We start from the raw sequence: 16,241 nt of genomic DNA, 5'->3' as shown, positions 1-16,241 counted from the left end.
CATACCTGCCCTTTCATTCGGGGGAAATCAAATGGCAGGTATGGCTCCCGTGGTCAGAACGACCAATCAGGATATCGATGGGATCCTGTCCGGACTGCGGTGGGACAGTCTCGACCTGACCTACAGCTTTCCTATCGCAGCCACGGACTATGGAACCGCCTATGGCTATGGCGAAGCGAAGAACAATTTCCAGCCGCTGACATCCTTTCAGAGCGCGACCGTCCGCAAGATCTTCGGGATGATCTCGGACGTGACCGGACTCAAGTTCACGGAAATCCAGGAAACACCTGCCCTACAGGCCGACCTGCGCCTGGCGAGATCCGACGAGACCGGCTCGGCCTGGACCTACTTCCCGGCTTCGGCACCGGAAGGCGGGGACACCTGGTTCCGGACGAGCGGCGGCTGGTTTGATCAGCCGGTTTCCGGAAATTATGCCTATTACGTCTTCATCCATGAGGTTCTCCATGGAATCGGCCTGAAGCACGGCAATGAAACAAGCTCCTTCGGAGCGATGACGACAGAGCACGACTCCATGGAGTATTCGCTGACGACCTACAGATCCTATGTTGGCGCGAGCGGCCTCCATGTTGAGAACGAAGGGTGGAGCTTCGGGCAGACGCTAATGATGTACGACATCGCCGCACTTCAGCGGATGTATGGTGCGAATTTTTCCACCCGCAACGATGACACGATCTATTGCTGGAGCCCAACCACAGGAGAAGCCTTCATCGACGGAGTGGGGCAGGGAGCTCCGGGAGCCAACCGGATCTTCATGACCCTCTGGGATGGAGGAGGAAACGATACCTTCGATTTCTCGAACTACAGAACCGGCCTGAGCGTGGACCTGCGGCCTGGCGAGTGGTCGACGACGTCAACGGCGCAACTCGCCGATCTCGGCGGAGGCAGATCGGCGCGGGGCACCATCGCCAACGCGCTCTTGTACGATGGTGATCCGAGGTCTCTCATCGAGAACGCCCTCGGAGGTCGGGCAGGCGACGCGCTCGTCGGCAACGCCGCCGCGAACAGGCTCAAGGGAGGGGCAGGGGGAGACCGTCTCAGCGGCCTCGACGGAGCCGACACGCTTCATGGCGGAACCGGTAAGGACGTGCTCATCGGCGGCCAGGGAAGGGACGTCTTCGTCTTCGACACGAAACCCAAGAAGGCCGTCAACCTGGACCATGTTCTCGACTTCGCGGTGACTGACGACACCATTCATCTCGAGAATGCAGAGTTCTTGCACCTCGGCCGTGCGGGCAGGCTGCCCTCTCCGGCGTTCTGGACAGGCGCCAGGGCCCATGATCGATCCGACCGGGTCATCTACGACAGGGAAACCGGCGCGCTGTATTACGATCCTGACGGAACCGGGGCCTGCAGCCAGATCAAGTTCGCCCAACTGAGCAAAGGGTTGAAAATGACTGCGGGCGACTTCCGGATCATATGAGGGCCCGTCCAGCGTAGCGGATGAATTCATATTGCGGTGTCCGCTTCTGGGTCCCGGGCTCCAGGCAGCTCATTCTGCTCTCGCGGATGCTTCCGGAGCGCCGCTACCTTCCGTCAATTTGACTTCCCGCCGGGATTAGAGGACATCACGCGCTTTGATGAACCTGTGCCTACGGGAAACCCTTGTCGGCACGAAGGATTGCCCGCTCCCGGAGTGATTGATGGACGGTTCTGTCCCCCAGCAGCGAATGTCTCTGCGCTACCTCTCCGTTGCCCAGCTGACGAGCGTGGTCGAGCGGAGCCACGTCCGGCTCTGCGCCGTCCTCGTGCTGCTGTCTCTCGCCTGCTTCCTCCCGGGCTTTACGACCCTCCAGCCCATGGATCGGGATGAGCCGCGCTATGCCCAGGCTTCCAAGCAGATGATGGAAACGGGCGATTTCGTCGATATCCGCTTCCAGGACGAGGCGCGAAACAAGAAGCCGGTCGGCATCTACTGGATGCAGAGCGTCGCTGTTTCCGTCGGGCAGGCGCTGGGCGTGCCCGAGGCCCGAACCACCATCGCTCTTTACCGCATTCCTTCCCTGTTCGGCGCCCTCGCCACGGTTCTGCTGACTTATTGGGCGGCCCTGGCCTTCTTCGGGAGGCGAGGGGCGTTCCTGACGGCGGCCCTCATGGCGACCTGCGTCATTCTCATGGTCGAAGCGCGTCTGGCCAAGACGGATGCCATGCTGACGGCCTGCTCCGTCGCGGTCATGGGCGGTCTGGCCCGGGCCTATCTGAGCCGAGGGGCGGGGACGTTGCCGAGACGGGCGTTGTGGCTCTTCTGGACCGGCTTCGCCTTTGGGATCCTGATCAAGGGGCCGCTGGTCATCATGTTCGCGGGCCTTGCCGCTGCCGTGCTGTCTTACAAGGAGCGCTCCGGCCGCTGGCTCATGACCCTCAAACCTTGGCAGGGGCTGGCATTCACGCTTGCCGTCGTCCTTCCCTGGTTCATCGCCATCGCCATCAACACCAAGGGCGCCTTCTACGCTGAAGCCATTGGGCACGACATGCTCGGCAAGGTCGGCACGGCTCAGAAGGTCCACTGGGCTCCGCCCGGTTTCTACCTGATCTCGTTCTTCGCCACTTTCTGGCCCGGAGCTATTCTGGCAGCCATCGCGGTGCCCTTCGCCTGGATACATCGCCGCGAAGAGCCGGTGGCCTTTGCTCTCGCCTGGATCGTGCCGTCCTGGATCGTGTTCGAGGCGGTTCCGACCAAGCTCCCGCATTATACGCTGCCGCTTCTGCCGGCTGTTGCGATCATCACGGTCATGGCCATCGCGCGCCATTTCGTCGGACCGCAACGGCCCGCAGCCAAGGTCGCCACAGTGCTCATCCCGTTCATTCCGGTAGGGCTGACGATCGGTCTGTCCGCGATCGGTTGGACGTTCGACAGGATGATCCCATATCGGGCGCTTCCATTCCTCGCGACATCCTCGCTTCTCGCCCTGTGGGCCTGGTGGCTGTTCGCGAAGAACCGGATGGTTCCGACCCTATGGGCGAGTTTCGTGTCGGCGGTCTTCCTGGCCGTCGGCGTTTTCGGCTTCGCCCAGCTCGATCTACGCTCCCTCAAGGTCTCGGGTCGGCTCGCCGAGGCGGCCCACAACGTGCCATGCGCCGATCCGCAGGTCGGAACCCTCGGTTATCGCGAGCCCAGCCTCGTCTTCCTGACAGGCACGAATCTCGAAATGATCGATTCGGGAGCCCAGGCCTCCGCTTTCCTGAATCAGGGCGGGTGCCGTGTCGTGTTTGTAGAAAAACGTTACGAAGGGGAGTTCCGGACCGAGAACGAGCGCCTGAAACAGCAGCCCACGCTCTCGACCCGGATCCATGGATTCAATATCAACAGCGGGCGGCGGGTCGATATCGCCGTCTATGGGACGGGGTTTTGAAAAATCCTTCCCGGTTTCGAAGAGGCGGCCAGGAATGGCCCGTAAAGAATGACTGATCTTTCTCAGGGTCCCCGCATCAGCGTCGTGGTGCCCGTCAAGAACGAGGCGCTCAACATCCTCCCCCTGGTCGAGGAGATCGAGCGTGCCTGCGCGCCTCTTTCGCCCTTCGAGGTGGTCTATGTGGACGACGGCTCCACGGATGCGACCGTGGAACAGGTTCTGAGCGCCCGGGCGACGCGGCCGTGGCTGCGCCTCGTCCGGCATGAGGCGAGCTGCGGCCAGAGCGCGGCCGTCCGGACCGGCGTTCACGCCGCTCGCGGCCCCATCGTGGTCACCCTCGACGGGGACGGGCAGAACGATCCGGCCTTCATTCCCCAGCTCGTGGCGGCTCTCGCCGATCCGCAGGTCGCCCTTGTGGCCGGGCAGCGGGTGGGGCGCAAGGACGGCGCCTACAAGAAGTGGCAGTCCAGGATCGCCAACGGCGTTCGCGGGAGGATCCTGAAGGATGGGACGCGGGATACGGGCTGCGGCCTCAAGGCCTTTCGGCGGGAGGTTTACCTGCGACTGCCGTATTTCGACGCCCTTCACCGCTTCATGCCCGCCCTGGTCAAGCGCGAGGGCTTCCGGATCGCCCATGTGGACGTGGTCGACCGGCCCCGGCATGCAGGCCGTTCCAACTACGGCATGTTCGACCGCCTGTGGGTCGGCATCCTTGATTTAGCCGGAGTCTGGTGGTTGATCCGGCGCCGGCGCCGCGTTCCCGCTGCTCAGGAAATCGTCTGATGTTGATGCGTCTTTCCCACGATCTGGGACTTTATTTCTATGACCTGGTCGTCGCCCGCTTCGACCTGTGGGCCGCCTTTGGCGTGCTGGCGCAATTCGTCTTCGGGGCACGTTTCCTCGTGCAGTGGATCGCCAGCGAGAAGGCCGAGAAGAGCGTGATTCCGGTCGGATTCTGGGTCCTGTCCATATCCGGCGGCCTGATGACCCTGGTTTATGGCTTCGCCCGCAGCGATATCGTCATCATCCTAGGGCAGGCCTTCTCGATCTTCATCTATATCCGTAACCTGATGTTGATCTCGAAGGAGAGGAAGAAGGCCGCAGGCCGGATCGGTTCCGAGGTCGAGGCCCCGGCGCAATAGGCGCCGAGGCCTGAGAGGGTTCAGGCTGCCTCGGCGTCCGTTTCCCGAAGCCGCGCGAAGCCCGCATCGAGATCCCGCTTCAGATCCTCCAGATCCTCCAGGCCGATATGGAAGCGGAGTGCGTGGCCGCCTGGCTCCCATTGCGTCGCCGTCCGGTAGGTCGCGCAGTTGAAGGGAATCACGAGGCTTTCGAACCCGCCCCAGGAATAGCCCATGCCGAAGAGGGAAAGCCCGTCGAGCATGGCGGCGAGCGCCTGATCGGAGCAGGGTCTGAGAATGACCGAGAACAGGCCGGACGAACCCTTGAAGTCGCGCTTCCAGATCTCGTGGCCGGGATAGGTTTCCAGGGCGGGATGCAGCACCCGCGCCACTTCGGGCCGCGCTTCGAACCATCGGGCCATAGTGAGCGCCTGCTTTTCGTGCTCCCTGAGGCGCAGAGCCATGGTGCGCAGGCCTCTCAAGCCAAGGAAGACGTCCTCCGGACCCGGGCACATGGCAAAGGAATCGTAGGTTTCCCGCAGGCGCTTGAAGCAGCGCTCGTTGGCCGAAACCAGGCCGAGCAGCAGGTCCGATCCTCCGCTCAGGTATTTTGTGCCGGCCTCGATGGCGAGGTCCACGCCCCGCTCGTGAGGCGGGAACAGCAGGGGCGTCGCCCAGGTATTGTCCATGAGGACCACCGCCCCATGCCGGTGCGCCACCGCGGCGATGGCGGGGATGTCCTGCATCTCGAGAGATTGCGAGCCCGGGGCCTCCGTGAACACCGCCGTGGTGTTCGGGCGGATCAAAGCTTCGATCCCGGCGCCGATCTGCGGATCGTAATAGGTGGTTTCCACACCAAAATTTTTGAGGATCCCGTTACAGAACTGCCGGGTCGGCAGGTAGACCGAATCCGTCATCAGAAGATGATCGCCCGCCTTCAGGCATGACATGAGGGCAACCGTGACGGCGGCGAGGCCCGACGGGGCCAGCACGGTGCCGGCCGCGCCCGTCAGCTCCGTCCAAGCGGACTCCAGGGAGTTCGTGGTGGGAGTTCCTTTCGTCCCATAGGAATAGCGCCCGCGCCGATGCAGCAGATCGTCCGTCGTCGGATAGAGGACGGTCGAGCCGCGGTAGATGGGCGTATTTACGAAACCGTGCTGCTCGAAGGGCTCCCGGCCGGCATGGACGAGGCGGGTGCGTTCGGAGATGTTTTGGGGCTTTGGGGGGAGTTTTGACATTGCTTCAAGGGCTTGCTGAGGAGACCCGGATCAGAGACCGGGCAGCCTCTGCCGTCAAGTCAGGCAAGAAATGCCTTCCATCAAGACTTGACCAGTGATTAATCATGGAATGTGATGGATCCCGATGCCGTCTCAGCCGAGGCGGCGCGGAACGGTCTATCCGGGCGCGGCTGGGGGGTAATAACCAAAAACGGCCGAGCCATGTCGAATTATTGGGAGAAGATACAAACATGAAAAAGGCTCTCGTATCGATTGCCTTCGGCCTGACGGCCAGCCTGTTCGCAACGGGCGCTTCGGCACAGGCGACACTCAACAGCGTGAAGCAGAAGGGCTTCCTGACCTGCGGCTCGAACACGGGTCTCGCCGGTTTCGGCCAGCCGGACGCCCAGGGCAACTGGACGGGCCTCGACGTCGATCTCTGCCGCGCCATCGCCGCAGCCATCTTCGACGATCCGACCAAGGTTCGCTTCATCCCGCTCGCCGCCAAGGACCGCTTCACGGCGCTCCAGTCCGGCGAGGTGGACGTGCTGTCCCGCAACTCCACCATGACGATGTCGCGCGATACGCAGCTCGGCCTCGATTTCCCGGCCATCAATTACTATGACGGCCAGGGTTTCATGGTCCGCAAGAAGCTCGGCGTCTCCTCGGCCAAGGAGCTGAACGGCGCTTCGATCTGCACCCAGCAGGGCACCACGACCGAGCTGAACCTTGCCGACTACTTCCGTGCCAACAACATGAAGTACGAAGTGGTGGCGTTCGCGACCTCGGACGAGACGTTCAAGGCCTATGACGCCGGCCGCTGCGACGCGTTCACCACGGACGCCTCCGGCCTTTACGCAGAGCGCCTGCGCGCTTCGGCTCCGGACGATCACATCGTCCTGCCCGAGATCATCTCCAAGGAGCCCCTCGGCCCGGCCGTCCGCCACGGCGACAATCAGTGGGGCGATATCGTCCGCTGGACCCATTATGCTATGCTGAATGCTGAAGAGCTCGGCGTGACCAAGGCGAATGTCGAGCAGATGAAGAACTCCGACAATCCGGAGATCAAGCGTCTTCTCGGTACGGAAGGCAAGTTCGGCGAGGCCACCGGCCTGACCAACGACTGGGCCGTGCGCATCATCAAGCACGTGGGCAACTACGGCGAGGTCTTCGAGAAGAACGTGGGCGAAGGCTCCCGTCTGAAGATCAAGCGCGGCCAGAACGCCCAGTGGACCAAGGGCGGCCTGCAATACGGCATCCCGGTTCGCTAAGCCGCTTCAAGACCAGGACGCCCGGAATATCCGGGCGTCCTTCTCTCAAAGAACAATAAAAAGCCGCCCGTTCATGACAGTATTGGCTGCATGAACAGGGGAGGACGGCAGGGTATAAAATAATAAGCCGTCAGAGGATGAACTCAGTGCAGACCGTTGTCAGTCAGACATCGCCTCCCAAAAAATCGTTCCTATACGATCCGAAGGTTCGTGGAATTTTCTATCAGGTTGTTGTCGTCGCAGCGATCGTTTTCCTGTTCTACGTCGCCGCGAGCAACGCCATCGAGAACCTGCAGCGCGCCAAGATCGCCTCGGGTTTCGGGTTCCTCAACAATACGGCCGGCTTCGACATCAGCCAGACACTGATCCAGTTCAGCGCCGCCGGCAGCACCTACGGCGACGCCTTCATCGTTGGCCTCCTCAACACGCTGATCGTCTCCGCCATCGGCATCTTCTTTACGACCATTCTCGGTTTCCTGATCGGCATCGCGCGCCTGTCCAAGAACTGGATGGTGGCGAAGGTTGCGATGGTCTATGTCGAGGTGCTGCGCAACATCCCGCTGCTGGTGCAGCTGCTGTTCTGGTACATCGCCGTTCTCGGCACTCTTCCTCAGCCGCGCAATTCCCTCGAGATGGGCGCCGGGTTCTACCTGAACTCCCGAGGCCTCTTCATGGCCAAGCCCATCTGGGGCGGCAATATTTCGGTGATCGTCGCAGCCCTCGTGATCGGTCTCGTCGGTACCTTCGTGTATCGCCGCTGGGCCAGGAGGCAGCAGGAGCAGACCGGCCGGCAATATCCGGTCGGCAAGGTCACCCTGGCCCTGGTCCTGGGCCTGCCGCTCCTGACCTGGATCGTCCTCGCCCTCACGGGCGCCAACCCGATCACCTTCGAGTTGCCGCGCAAGGGAACCTTCAACCTGGCCGGCGGCCTGCAGATCCTGCCTGAATTCGTGGCGCTGCTGCTCGGGCTGACCACATACACGGCAGCCTTCATCGCCGAGGTCGTTCGCGCCGGCATCCTGGCCGTCTCCAAGGGGCAGTCCGAAGCCGCCGGCTCCCTCGGCCTCACGCCCGGGCAGACCCTGCGCCTGGTCGTGATCCCGCAGGCCATGCGCGTCATCGTACCGCCGCTGACGAGCCAATACCTGAACCTGACGAAGAACTCCTCCCTGGCCGTGGCCATCGGTTATCCCGATCTCGTGCAGGTCTTCATGGGGACCGTGCTCAACCAGACCGGCCAAGCCATCGAGGTCGTCGTCATCACCATGGGCGTCTATCTGACGATCAGCCTCGTGACCTCGTTCATCATGAATATCTACAATCGCCGCGTGGCGATCGTCGAACGGTAGGAGATCGCATGAGCACCGCCGTCGACGTGCCCCGTTTCGTCCGCGCTAAGCAGGTTGAGGCGCTGCCTCCGCCGAATTTGGCCCGCGGCCCTGTCGCCTGGGTTCGGGAAAACCTGTTTTCCGGCCCCTTCAACACCGTGCTGACGTTGGTGGTCTTCTACCTCCTGTACGTCAGCGTCCCGCCGCTGGTGCGCTTTCTCTTCATCGACGCGGTCTGGTCCGGCTCGGATCGGGCTGCCTGCCGGGCCGATTCGGGGGGCAGCGAGGCCGGAGCCTGCTGGGCCTTCATCTGGGACAAGATCAATTACTTCGTCTACGGATCCTACACGATCTCCGAGCGCTGGCGGGTCGACGTCTTCTTCGCCCTCCTGGCCATCGGGGTTGTTTGGCTACTGTGGCTCAAGGCACCGCGCCGGGATTTGGGAGCCGTCTACTTCTTCTGGATCTTTCCGGTCGTTTCCTACGTCCTGCTGACGGGCGGCAATGCCGATTTCGGGGTTCGCTTCTGGATTGGCTTCGCGATCTTCGGAGCGTTGACGATCGCCCTTTTCGCCTTCGTCGCCGCCCTGCTCAAGACGTCCATGCGTCCGGCGCTCATCATGAGTGGTGGCATCGTCGCGGTGATCGGCATTACCTTGGCCCTTGTCGATATCGATTTCGGCCTCGCACATGTGCCCACGTCCCTGTGGGGCGGCATCCTCGTGACGTTGCTGGTGGCGACAGTGGGCATCGTGGTGTCGCTTCCGTTCGGCATCGTTCTGGCCCTGGGGCGACGGTCCAAGCTCCCCATCATCCGGATGGCCTCGGTGATCTTCATCGAGTTCGTGCGTGGCGTGCCGCTGATCACGGTGCTGATCATGGCCAACACCATGCTGCCGCTCTTCCTTCCCGGCGACATTACGGTCGACCGCTTGTTGCGGCCCCTGATCGGAACGGCCCTCTTCGCTTCAGCCTATATGGCCGAGGTGGTGCGCGGCGGGCTCCAGGCCATGCCGAAAGGCCAGTATGAAGGGGCTATGTCCTTAGGGTTGAACTATCCGCAGATGATGAGCCTCATCATCCTGCCGCAGGCGCTCCGGATCGTCATTCCGGGCATCGTGAACACCTTCATCGGCCTGTTCAAGGATACGTCGCTCGTCGCCATCGTCGGCATCTTCGACCTGGTGAAGACCATCGAAGCCTCCCGGATCGATCCGAACTGGGCGGCTCCCACCATCGGCATCACAGGCTATGCCTTTGCGGCCTTGTTCTACTTCATCTTCTGCTTTGGAATGTCGCGATACTCGCTCGGAGTCGAGCGGCGCCTTGCGGCTGGTCAGAAACGGTAAACATTCATGGCTACGACAATGTCATCCCCAACCGCCCGTTCCGTCGACATCGATCCCAAGGCCGAGGCCGCCGTGCAGATGATCGACGTGCATAAATGGTACGGCGAGTTCCACGTCCTTCGGGACATCAACCTCAATGTGCGTCGCGGCGAGCGCATCGTGATCTGCGGGCCCTCCGGGTCCGGCAAGTCCACGATGATCCGCTGCATCAATCGCCTGGAGGAGCACCAGAAAGGCCGTATCATCGTCGACGGCACCGAGCTTACCAACGATCTCAAGCGGATCGACGAGGTACGCCGCGACGTCGGCATGGTGTTCCAGCACTTCAACCTCTTCCCGCATCTGACGATTCTCGAGAACTGCACGCTGGCTCCGATCTGGGTGAAGAAGATGCCCAAGAAAGAGGCGGAAGAGGTTGCCATGCACTACCTGAAGCGGGTCAAGATCCCCGAGCAGGCGAACAAGTATCCGGGGCAGCTCTCCGGCGGCCAGCAGCAGCGCGTCGCGATCGCCCGTTCGCTCTGCATGAGCCCCAAGATCATGCTGTTCGATGAGCCGACCTCGGCGCTCGATCCGGAAATGGTGAAGGAAGTGCTCGACACCATGGTGGGCCTCGCCGACGAGGGCATGACCATGCTTTGCGTGACCCACGAAATGGGCTTCGCCCGCCAGGTCGCCGACCGGGTGATCTTCATGGATTACGGGCAGATCGTGGAAATGAATACGCCCGACGAGTTCTTCCGGAACCCGCAGCACGAGCGCACCAAGCTCTTCCTGTCCCAGATCCTGCACTGAGACGAATCGATTGGATCGAAGAAGGCCCCGGCGACATCCGGGGCCTTTTTCTTTGGGGAAGACGTATTCGGTGCGCGAGCGCTGCCTCGCATCGTCGACCTTCCCATGGTGGCGGCTTCGCTGCGGCGGACAGGATCAACGCTATCGGCCTCCGGCCTCAGGGCTCGGCGACGCCGTATTCCTCCGCATAGAGGTTGGCGACCCGGGTCTGCCATAGGCACAGTACCGGCGCGACGATCAGTTCGACGATCAATCCGCCGACCATGAAGAGGGACGGCAGGCCGGTCAGCCCTAGTCCGATCAGGCGGCCCAGTCCCCCGATGACGACGAGCAAGGTCAGGAGGCGGAAACGGCCCGTCCTGATTTCGATGGAGGGCAGGGTGCTCCAGAAACAGAGGCCGATGCCGAGGAGCAGGCCGGACAGGAACCGGAAATGGCTCTCGGCCGAGATGCTGACCGCATCGCCCGTGAGCGCTTGTCCGAACAGGACGCCGTAAAGCCCCGTGGCCACGGGGATGGTGGCGACGACCGCCACACTCTGCTGCAACAGTTTCCGTTCGCTTTCCATTCTGGCCATGGCATCCCCCGTTGGAACGGATTCTGGTCCTTCCCGAGCGCAAGACAATCGATTACGGTCCCCGGCCACAGGATTTTCTCAGGTAGGGTCTGCATCATGCCGGCACGGTTCGAGTTGCATGGATTTGCCTATTCAGGGCCGACCTACAAGGTCGCGCTCGCCCTGTCGCTCATGGGCGAGCCCTTCGATTATACGCATGTGAACATGATGGGCGGCGAGCATAAGCAGCCGCCTTTCATCGCCAGGCAGCGCTACGGCCAGGTACCCCTGCTGGTGGACCGCAACAATGGACGGCAGCTCTGCCAGTCGGCGGCGATCCTGGAATATCTCGCCGACATGACCGGCCGGTTCGGCGGGGCCGATCTCAACGAGCGCCTGCAGGTGCGCGAGTGGCTCTATTGGGATTTCGACCGGCTCTCGGCGCCGCTGTACAAGGCCCGCGTGGTCAAGGCGGGCTTCCGACAGGCTCCTCCCGAGGTGGTCGAAGACTGCGTCAATGCGGCCAGGAATGCCCTCGGCGTTCTGAACGACCATCTCGCAGGTCGCGCGTGGCTGGTCGGGGAGGGCGCAACCATCGCCGATATCGACATCTATGGTGCCGTCTCCTGCGCCGGCGAGGCAGGGATCGACATGGCCGATTATCCCCAAGTGGACGCATGGGCAAAGCGCGTCGAGGTATTGCCTGCTTTCAAGGCCCGGGCCGACCTGCTGCCGATGAAATCACAGGTGGCCGCATGAGCAGTCTCTCGATCCGTGAGGCGCAGGCCGGCGATCTCGAAGCGATCATCCGCCTGCACGAGGAGGACGAGTTGGGTTCGCATGGCGATGTCTGGTCGGACGAGACGAGGCCGGCCTATGAGGCCGCTTTCGCGGCCATTCAGAAAAGTCCCGATAACAGGCTTTTCGTCGCGCTCGACGGCGACGAGATCGTGGGCACGTTCCAGCTTACCTTCATCCCTAATCTCACGGGGCGTGGCGCCACCCGCGTGAAGGTGGAGAGCGTGAAGGTGAGGTCGGCCCGGCGCTCCGGCGGCATCGGCGCCCGGATGATTGCCTTCGCCGAGGATCATGCCCGTACCCACGGAGCTTCCGCGATGGAGCTCACCTCCAACAAGACCCGGAAAGACGCGCACCGTTTCTATGAGCGGCTCGGCTTCGCGCGCAGCCATGAGGGTTTTAAGAAGAAGCTTTGATCCGGGCCTCTCCCGTCACGCAGCGGATTCGAGGCCAGCAGGGCAGGCGGGCCGGAACATCATACCTCCTCTTGAAATCATCCCGTCTTCCAGGTTCTCCGGTGTTCCTCCCCGTTTTGGATTGGCTGGGAGTTGACAAAGTGTTTTGGAGGGGACATATCCGCAGCCCCGCCGGGCCTTGGGCCGGGCGAGCTTCACATTTTGACGGCGCCGGCCTGGCCGGGATCCTTGGGTTCCGCGGCGGGGCTGGTCTGCGACCGGGGCCTTGCGAGGTCCGGGTCGGCGGCACGAGCCCTGGACGCCAGGTTCTGGCAGTCTTCACGGCTCCTCTGACGACAGAGAGAAGCATCCGGAAGGTTTCGGCCGGTTCGGATGAGCGCAGCGCACGAGCGAATACGCTTGTGCGGGCGATGAAGCTTGCCCGAATACTTGAGGGGAGGGGCGGGGCGCCGATTTCGAGCTGGTTTTTTCGAAAAAGGTGTTGACCTGGGGAAAGGGTTCGGCTAGAACCTCTTCATCGGCGGCGGGGTTCTTCGGGATCTGGCGGCCACGGGCTTCGGGGCCTGATTGCTCTGGTGAAGGGCGGTTGGGGTCTTTGAGGTTTGTTGTTCTTTGACATTGTTGAGAGGGAAGAGAAGCGTAGGCGGCGGTGTCCTTGCGCCGGACCTTTTGGTTCGGGTGAATAGACATCGACCCGTTCTATGCTTTGATTGGTGAGTACACCGCTTCAGGGCGACCTGGAGTGAGATGGACTCTGTCAATTTGCGTAGTGACGACAGTCGAGATCAAATTCTTCAACTTGAGAGTTTGATCCTGGCTCAGAACGAACGCTGGCGGCAGGCTTAACACATGCAAGTCGAACGGGCCCTTCGGGGTCAGTGGCAGACGGGTGAGTAACGCGTGGGAACGTGCCCTTCAGTTTGGAATAACCCAGGGAAACTTGGGCTAATACCGGATACGCCCTTTGGGGGAAAGATTTATCGCTGAAGGATCGGCCCGCGTCTGATTAGCTGGTTGGTGAGGTAATGGCTCACCAAGGCGACGATCAGTAGCTGGTCTGAGAGGATGATCAGCCACATTGGGACTGAGACACGGCCCAAACTCCTACGGGAGGCAGCAGTGGGGAATATTGGACAATGGGCGCAAGCCTGATCCAGCCATGCCGCGTGAGTGATGACGGCCTTAGGGTTGTAAAGCTCTTTCGCACGCGACGATAATGACGGTAGCGTGAGAAGAAGCCCCGGCTAACTTCGTGCCAGCAGCCGCGGTAATACGAAGGGGGCTAGCGTTGTTCGGAATCACTGGGCGTAAAGGGCGCGTAGGCGGCTTTGTAAGTCGGGGGTGAAAGCCTGTGGCTCAACCACAGAATTGCCTTCGATACTGCGAGGCTTGAGACCGGAAGAGGTTAGTGGAACTGCGAGTGTAGAGGTGAAATTCGTAGATATTCGCAAGAACACCAGTGGCGAAGGCGGCTGACTGGTCCGGATCTGACGCTGAGGCGCGAAAGCGTGGGGAGCAAACAGGATTAGATACCCTGGTAGTCCACGCCGTAAACGATGAATGCCAGCCGTTGGCGAGCTTGCTCGTCAGTGGCGCAGCTAACGCTTTAAGCATTCCGCCTGGGGAGTACGGTCGCAAGATTAAAACTCAAAGGAATTGACGGGGGCCCGCACAAGCGGTGGAGCATGTGGTTTAATTCGAAGCAACGCGCAGAACCTTACCAGCCTTTGACATGTCCCGTATGAGGAGTGGAGACACACCTCTTCAGTTCGGCTGGCGGGAACACAGGTGCTGCATGGCTGTCGTCAGCTCGTGTCGTGAGATGTTGGGTTAAGTCCCGCAACGAGCGCAACCCTCGCCCCTAGTTGCCAGCATTTAAGGTGGGCACTCTAGGGGGACTGCCGGTGATAAGCCGCGAGGAAGGTGGGGATGACGTCAAGTCCTCATGGCCCTTACGGGCTGGGCTACACACGTGCTACAATGGCGGTGACAAAGGGCAGCGAACCCGCGAGGGGGAGCTAATCCTCAAAAGCCGTCTCAGTTCGGATTGCACTCTGCAACTCGAGTGCATGAAGGCGGAATCGCTAGTAATCGTGGATCAGAACGCCACGGTGAATACGTTCCCGGGCCTTGTACACACCGCCCGTCACACCATGGGAGTTGGTCTTACCCGACGGCGCTGCGCCAACCGCAAGGAGGCAGGCGACCACGGTAGGGTCAGCGACTGGGGTGAAGTCGTAACAAGGTAGCCGTAGGGGAACCTGCGGCTGGATCACCTCCTTTCTAAGGACGATCTCTTATGAGAAGGCTTCTCGCCTGCTCTATCGGATCGCTTGGAACAAAGAGCTTCAGTCAGAAGCTCATTCTGCGGGACGCTGCCGTCTTCGCTTCTCTTCTCAATTCCGGAACACATCGGTCGGGGTTGGCGCGGATGCCGCGCCTTGCTTCGATTGGGGCCTGTAGCTCAGGTGGTTAGAGCGCACCCCTGATAAGGGTGAGGTCGGACGTTCGAGTCGTCCCAGGCCCACCATTTTGGGGAAGCCTCAAGCGCCGGCAGGGACGTCCGTCCCTTTGGCTGTCCGCCGAAACGTCGGCGGCGCCCGGTCGGGCTTGCGACGCTCGCGCGTCGGTCCTGGCGCCAGCTCTTGCGAAGGCCGACCGGCCGCCGCGCCCCATGGCGCGGGAAGCCAAGAAAGCGGACGCTTTCGCCGGCGTCTGAGGCCAAAGCCAAAACGGGGCCTTAGCTCAGCTGGGAGAGCGGTAGCTTTGCAAGCTTCAGGTCGTCGGTTCGATCCCGACAGGCTCCACCATTTTTTGTGTTCTGGAAGTCCATAGGCCATGACCTTGTTCATGGCCGTGGATCGTCAAAGGAATTCGTGCCCTCCCCTTGGGGGTGAGCGGCGCGGATGTTTGAAATCGTAAAGAGGCAGCATCTTCGACCAGCGGACGACCTAGTTCCGCGCACCAGCCCCGGCCCGCAGCCGGGAGCGTCGGAGATGCTTGGCAAGCAAAATCGTCTTCAACGTTTGACGCGTTGAAGACAGGTCTTTCTTGAAGATCCGTGTTCGGCTTTTGCCGGGCGGACATGGATCATGAGAGTAATCAAGTGTCGTAAGAGCATCTGGTGGATGCCTTGGCGCTGAGAGGCGATGAAGGACGTGGTACGCTGCGATAAGCCTTGGGGAGCTGCGAACGAGCTTTGATCCAAGGATCTCCGAATGGGGAAACCCCCCTTCGACCCTTTGTATTGTCAGGGCAGGAGCGATCCTGTTCTGGCACTACGGAGGGTCAGATGAAGGGATTAGATCCTGAATACATAGGGGTTTAAGGCGAACCCGGGGAACTGAAACATCTAAGTACCCGGAGGAAAGGACATCAAACGAGACTCCGTTAGTAGTGGCGAGCGAACGCGGACCAGGCCAATGCCGACCTGATCTTCACCGGAACTGTTTGGAAAAGCAGGCACCAACGGGTGATAGCCCCGTACGGATAAGGGTGATGGTTGGATATGAGTAGGGCGGGACACGTGAAATCCTGTCTGAACATGGGGGGACCACCCTCCAAGCCTAAGTACTCCTCAGCGACCGATAGTGAACCAGTACCGTGAGGGAAAGGTGAAAAGCACCCCGACGAGGGGAGTGAAACAGTTCCTGAAACCGGATGCTTACAAACAGTCGGAGCCCAAGGTTTGTCCTGGGTGACGGCGTACCTTTTGTATAATGGGTCAGCGACTTAAAGTAACGAGCAAGCTTAAGCCGATAGGTGGAGGCGCAGCGAAAGCGAGTCTGAACAGGGCGTTTTGAGTTCGTTGCTTTAGACCCGAAACCGGGTGATCTAGCCATGAGCAGGTTGAAGGTGCGGTAACACGCACTGGAGGACCGAACCGGTGCCTGTTGAAAAAGTCTCGGATGACTTGTGGCTAGGGGTGAAAGGCCAATCAAACTCGGAAATAGCTGGTTCTCCGCGAAAGCTATTTAGGTAGCGCCTCGCGTGAATCCTCCAGGGGGTAGAGCACTGGA

The 16,241-nt window shown here is 61.2% G+C and carries 12 protein-coding genes, 2 tRNA genes and 2 rRNA genes (1 of these 16 running past the window's edge); 14 read left to right on the top strand and 2 right to left on the bottom strand.

Annotation, left to right across the window (positions count from 1 at the left end; genetic code table 11):
- The first annotated feature begins 31 nt into the window (after positions 1 to 31).
- The 4 genes from H0S73_RS15505 to H0S73_RS15490 all read left to right on the top strand — a co-directional run bounded on the left by H0S73_RS15505 (position 32) and on the right by H0S73_RS15490 (position 4,513).
- Positions 32 to 1,441 (top strand): M10 family metallopeptidase C-terminal domain-containing protein, encoded by a 1,410-nt coding sequence (locus H0S73_RS15505; RefSeq protein ID WP_181052989.1) that lies wholly within the window; start codon positions 32 to 34, stop codon positions 1,439 to 1,441.
- A gap of 220 nt (positions 1,442 to 1,661) precedes the next feature.
- Positions 1,662 to 3,371 (top strand): ArnT family glycosyltransferase, encoded by a 1,710-nt coding sequence (locus H0S73_RS15500; RefSeq protein ID WP_181052988.1) that lies wholly within the window; start codon positions 1,662 to 1,664, stop codon positions 3,369 to 3,371.
- A gap of 48 nt (positions 3,372 to 3,419) precedes the next feature.
- On the top strand, positions 3,420 to 4,154 hold the full coding sequence (locus H0S73_RS15495; RefSeq protein ID WP_181052987.1) for a glycosyltransferase family 2 protein: 735 nt from the start codon (positions 3,420 to 3,422) through the stop codon (positions 4,152 to 4,154).
- A complete protein-coding gene (locus H0S73_RS15490; protein ID WP_181052986.1) occupies positions 4,154 to 4,513 on the top strand; it encodes a lipid-A-disaccharide synthase N-terminal domain-containing protein in 360 nt (119 codons plus the stop codon). Before H0S73_RS15495 ends, H0S73_RS15490 begins: the two co-directional genes overlap by 1 nt.
- A 20-nt stretch (positions 4,514 to 4,533) precedes the next feature.
- Here the strand turns inward: H0S73_RS15490 and metC are convergent, their stop codons facing one another.
- The gene (gene metC, locus H0S73_RS15485) at positions 4,534 to 5,730 is read right to left on the bottom strand and encodes a cystathionine beta-lyase (protein WP_181052985.1); all 1,197 of its coding nucleotides are present in this window, start codon (positions 5,728 to 5,730) and stop codon (positions 4,534 to 4,536) included.
- A 230-nt stretch (positions 5,731 to 5,960) separates the two neighbouring features.
- On the opposite strand from metC, the gene H0S73_RS15480 reads away from it, so the two are divergent.
- From H0S73_RS15480 to H0S73_RS15465, 4 genes are all read left to right on the top strand, one after another.
- Complete coding sequence (locus H0S73_RS15480; RefSeq protein ID WP_181052984.1) at positions 5,961 to 6,980, top strand: amino acid ABC transporter substrate-binding protein; 1,020 nt, start codon at positions 5,961 to 5,963, stop codon at positions 6,978 to 6,980.
- A gap of 137 nt (positions 6,981 to 7,117) precedes the next feature.
- Positions 7,118 to 8,329: an amino acid ABC transporter permease gene (locus H0S73_RS15475; RefSeq protein WP_181052983.1), complete on the top strand. Its 1,212-nt coding sequence runs from the start codon at positions 7,118 to 7,120 to the stop codon at positions 8,327 to 8,329.
- Between the two features lie 8 nt (positions 8,330 to 8,337).
- Positions 8,338 to 9,657: an amino acid ABC transporter permease gene (locus H0S73_RS15470; RefSeq protein ID WP_181052982.1), complete on the top strand. Its 1,320-nt coding sequence runs from the start codon at positions 8,338 to 8,340 to the stop codon at positions 9,655 to 9,657.
- A 78-nt stretch (positions 9,658 to 9,735) separates the two neighbouring features.
- Complete coding sequence (locus tag H0S73_RS15465) at positions 9,736 to 10,452, top strand: amino acid ABC transporter ATP-binding protein (protein WP_425488226.1); 717 nt, start codon at positions 9,736 to 9,738, stop codon at positions 10,450 to 10,452.
- Between the two features lie 157 nt (positions 10,453 to 10,609).
- Here the strand turns inward: H0S73_RS15465 and H0S73_RS15460 are convergent, their stop codons facing one another.
- The gene (locus tag H0S73_RS15460) at positions 10,610 to 11,020 is read right to left on the bottom strand and encodes a DUF4345 domain-containing protein (protein ID WP_181054358.1); all 411 of its coding nucleotides are present in this window, start codon (positions 11,018 to 11,020) and stop codon (positions 10,610 to 10,612) included.
- 105 nt (positions 11,021 to 11,125) lie between these two features.
- Here H0S73_RS15460 and H0S73_RS15455 point away from each other — a divergent pair, with 105 nt between their 5' ends.
- The 6 genes from H0S73_RS15455 to H0S73_RS15430 all read left to right on the top strand — a co-directional run.
- Positions 11,126 to 11,767: a glutathione S-transferase family protein gene (locus H0S73_RS15455; RefSeq protein ID WP_181052980.1), complete on the top strand. Its 642-nt coding sequence runs from the start codon at positions 11,126 to 11,128 to the stop codon at positions 11,765 to 11,767.
- Positions 11,764 to 12,222: a GNAT family N-acetyltransferase gene (locus H0S73_RS15450; protein WP_181052979.1), complete on the top strand. Its 459-nt coding sequence runs from the start codon at positions 11,764 to 11,766 to the stop codon at positions 12,220 to 12,222. Before H0S73_RS15455 ends, H0S73_RS15450 begins: the two co-directional genes overlap by 4 nt.
- A 795-nt stretch (positions 12,223 to 13,017) precedes the next feature.
- Positions 13,018 to 14,505: ribosomal RNA gene (locus H0S73_RS15445) — 16S ribosomal RNA — on the top strand.
- Between the two features lie 170 nt (positions 14,506 to 14,675).
- A tRNA-Ile gene (locus H0S73_RS15440) sits at positions 14,676 to 14,752 on the top strand.
- 204 nt (positions 14,753 to 14,956) lie between these two features.
- A tRNA-Ala gene (locus tag H0S73_RS15435) sits at positions 14,957 to 15,032 on the top strand.
- Between the two features lie 290 nt (positions 15,033 to 15,322).
- A 23S ribosomal RNA gene (locus H0S73_RS15430) occupies positions 15,323 to 16,241 on the top strand (it continues 1,893 nt past the right edge of the window).
- Together the 16S and 23S rRNA genes with 2 tRNA genes alongside form the textbook arrangement of a ribosomal RNA operon.

Origin of the sequence: Microvirga mediterraneensis (assembly GCF_013520865.1) — a bacterium.
Lineage (GTDB): Bacteria > Pseudomonadota > Alphaproteobacteria > Rhizobiales > Beijerinckiaceae > Microvirga > Microvirga mediterraneensis.
This window is presented reverse-complemented; position numbering and strand designations above follow the sequence as displayed.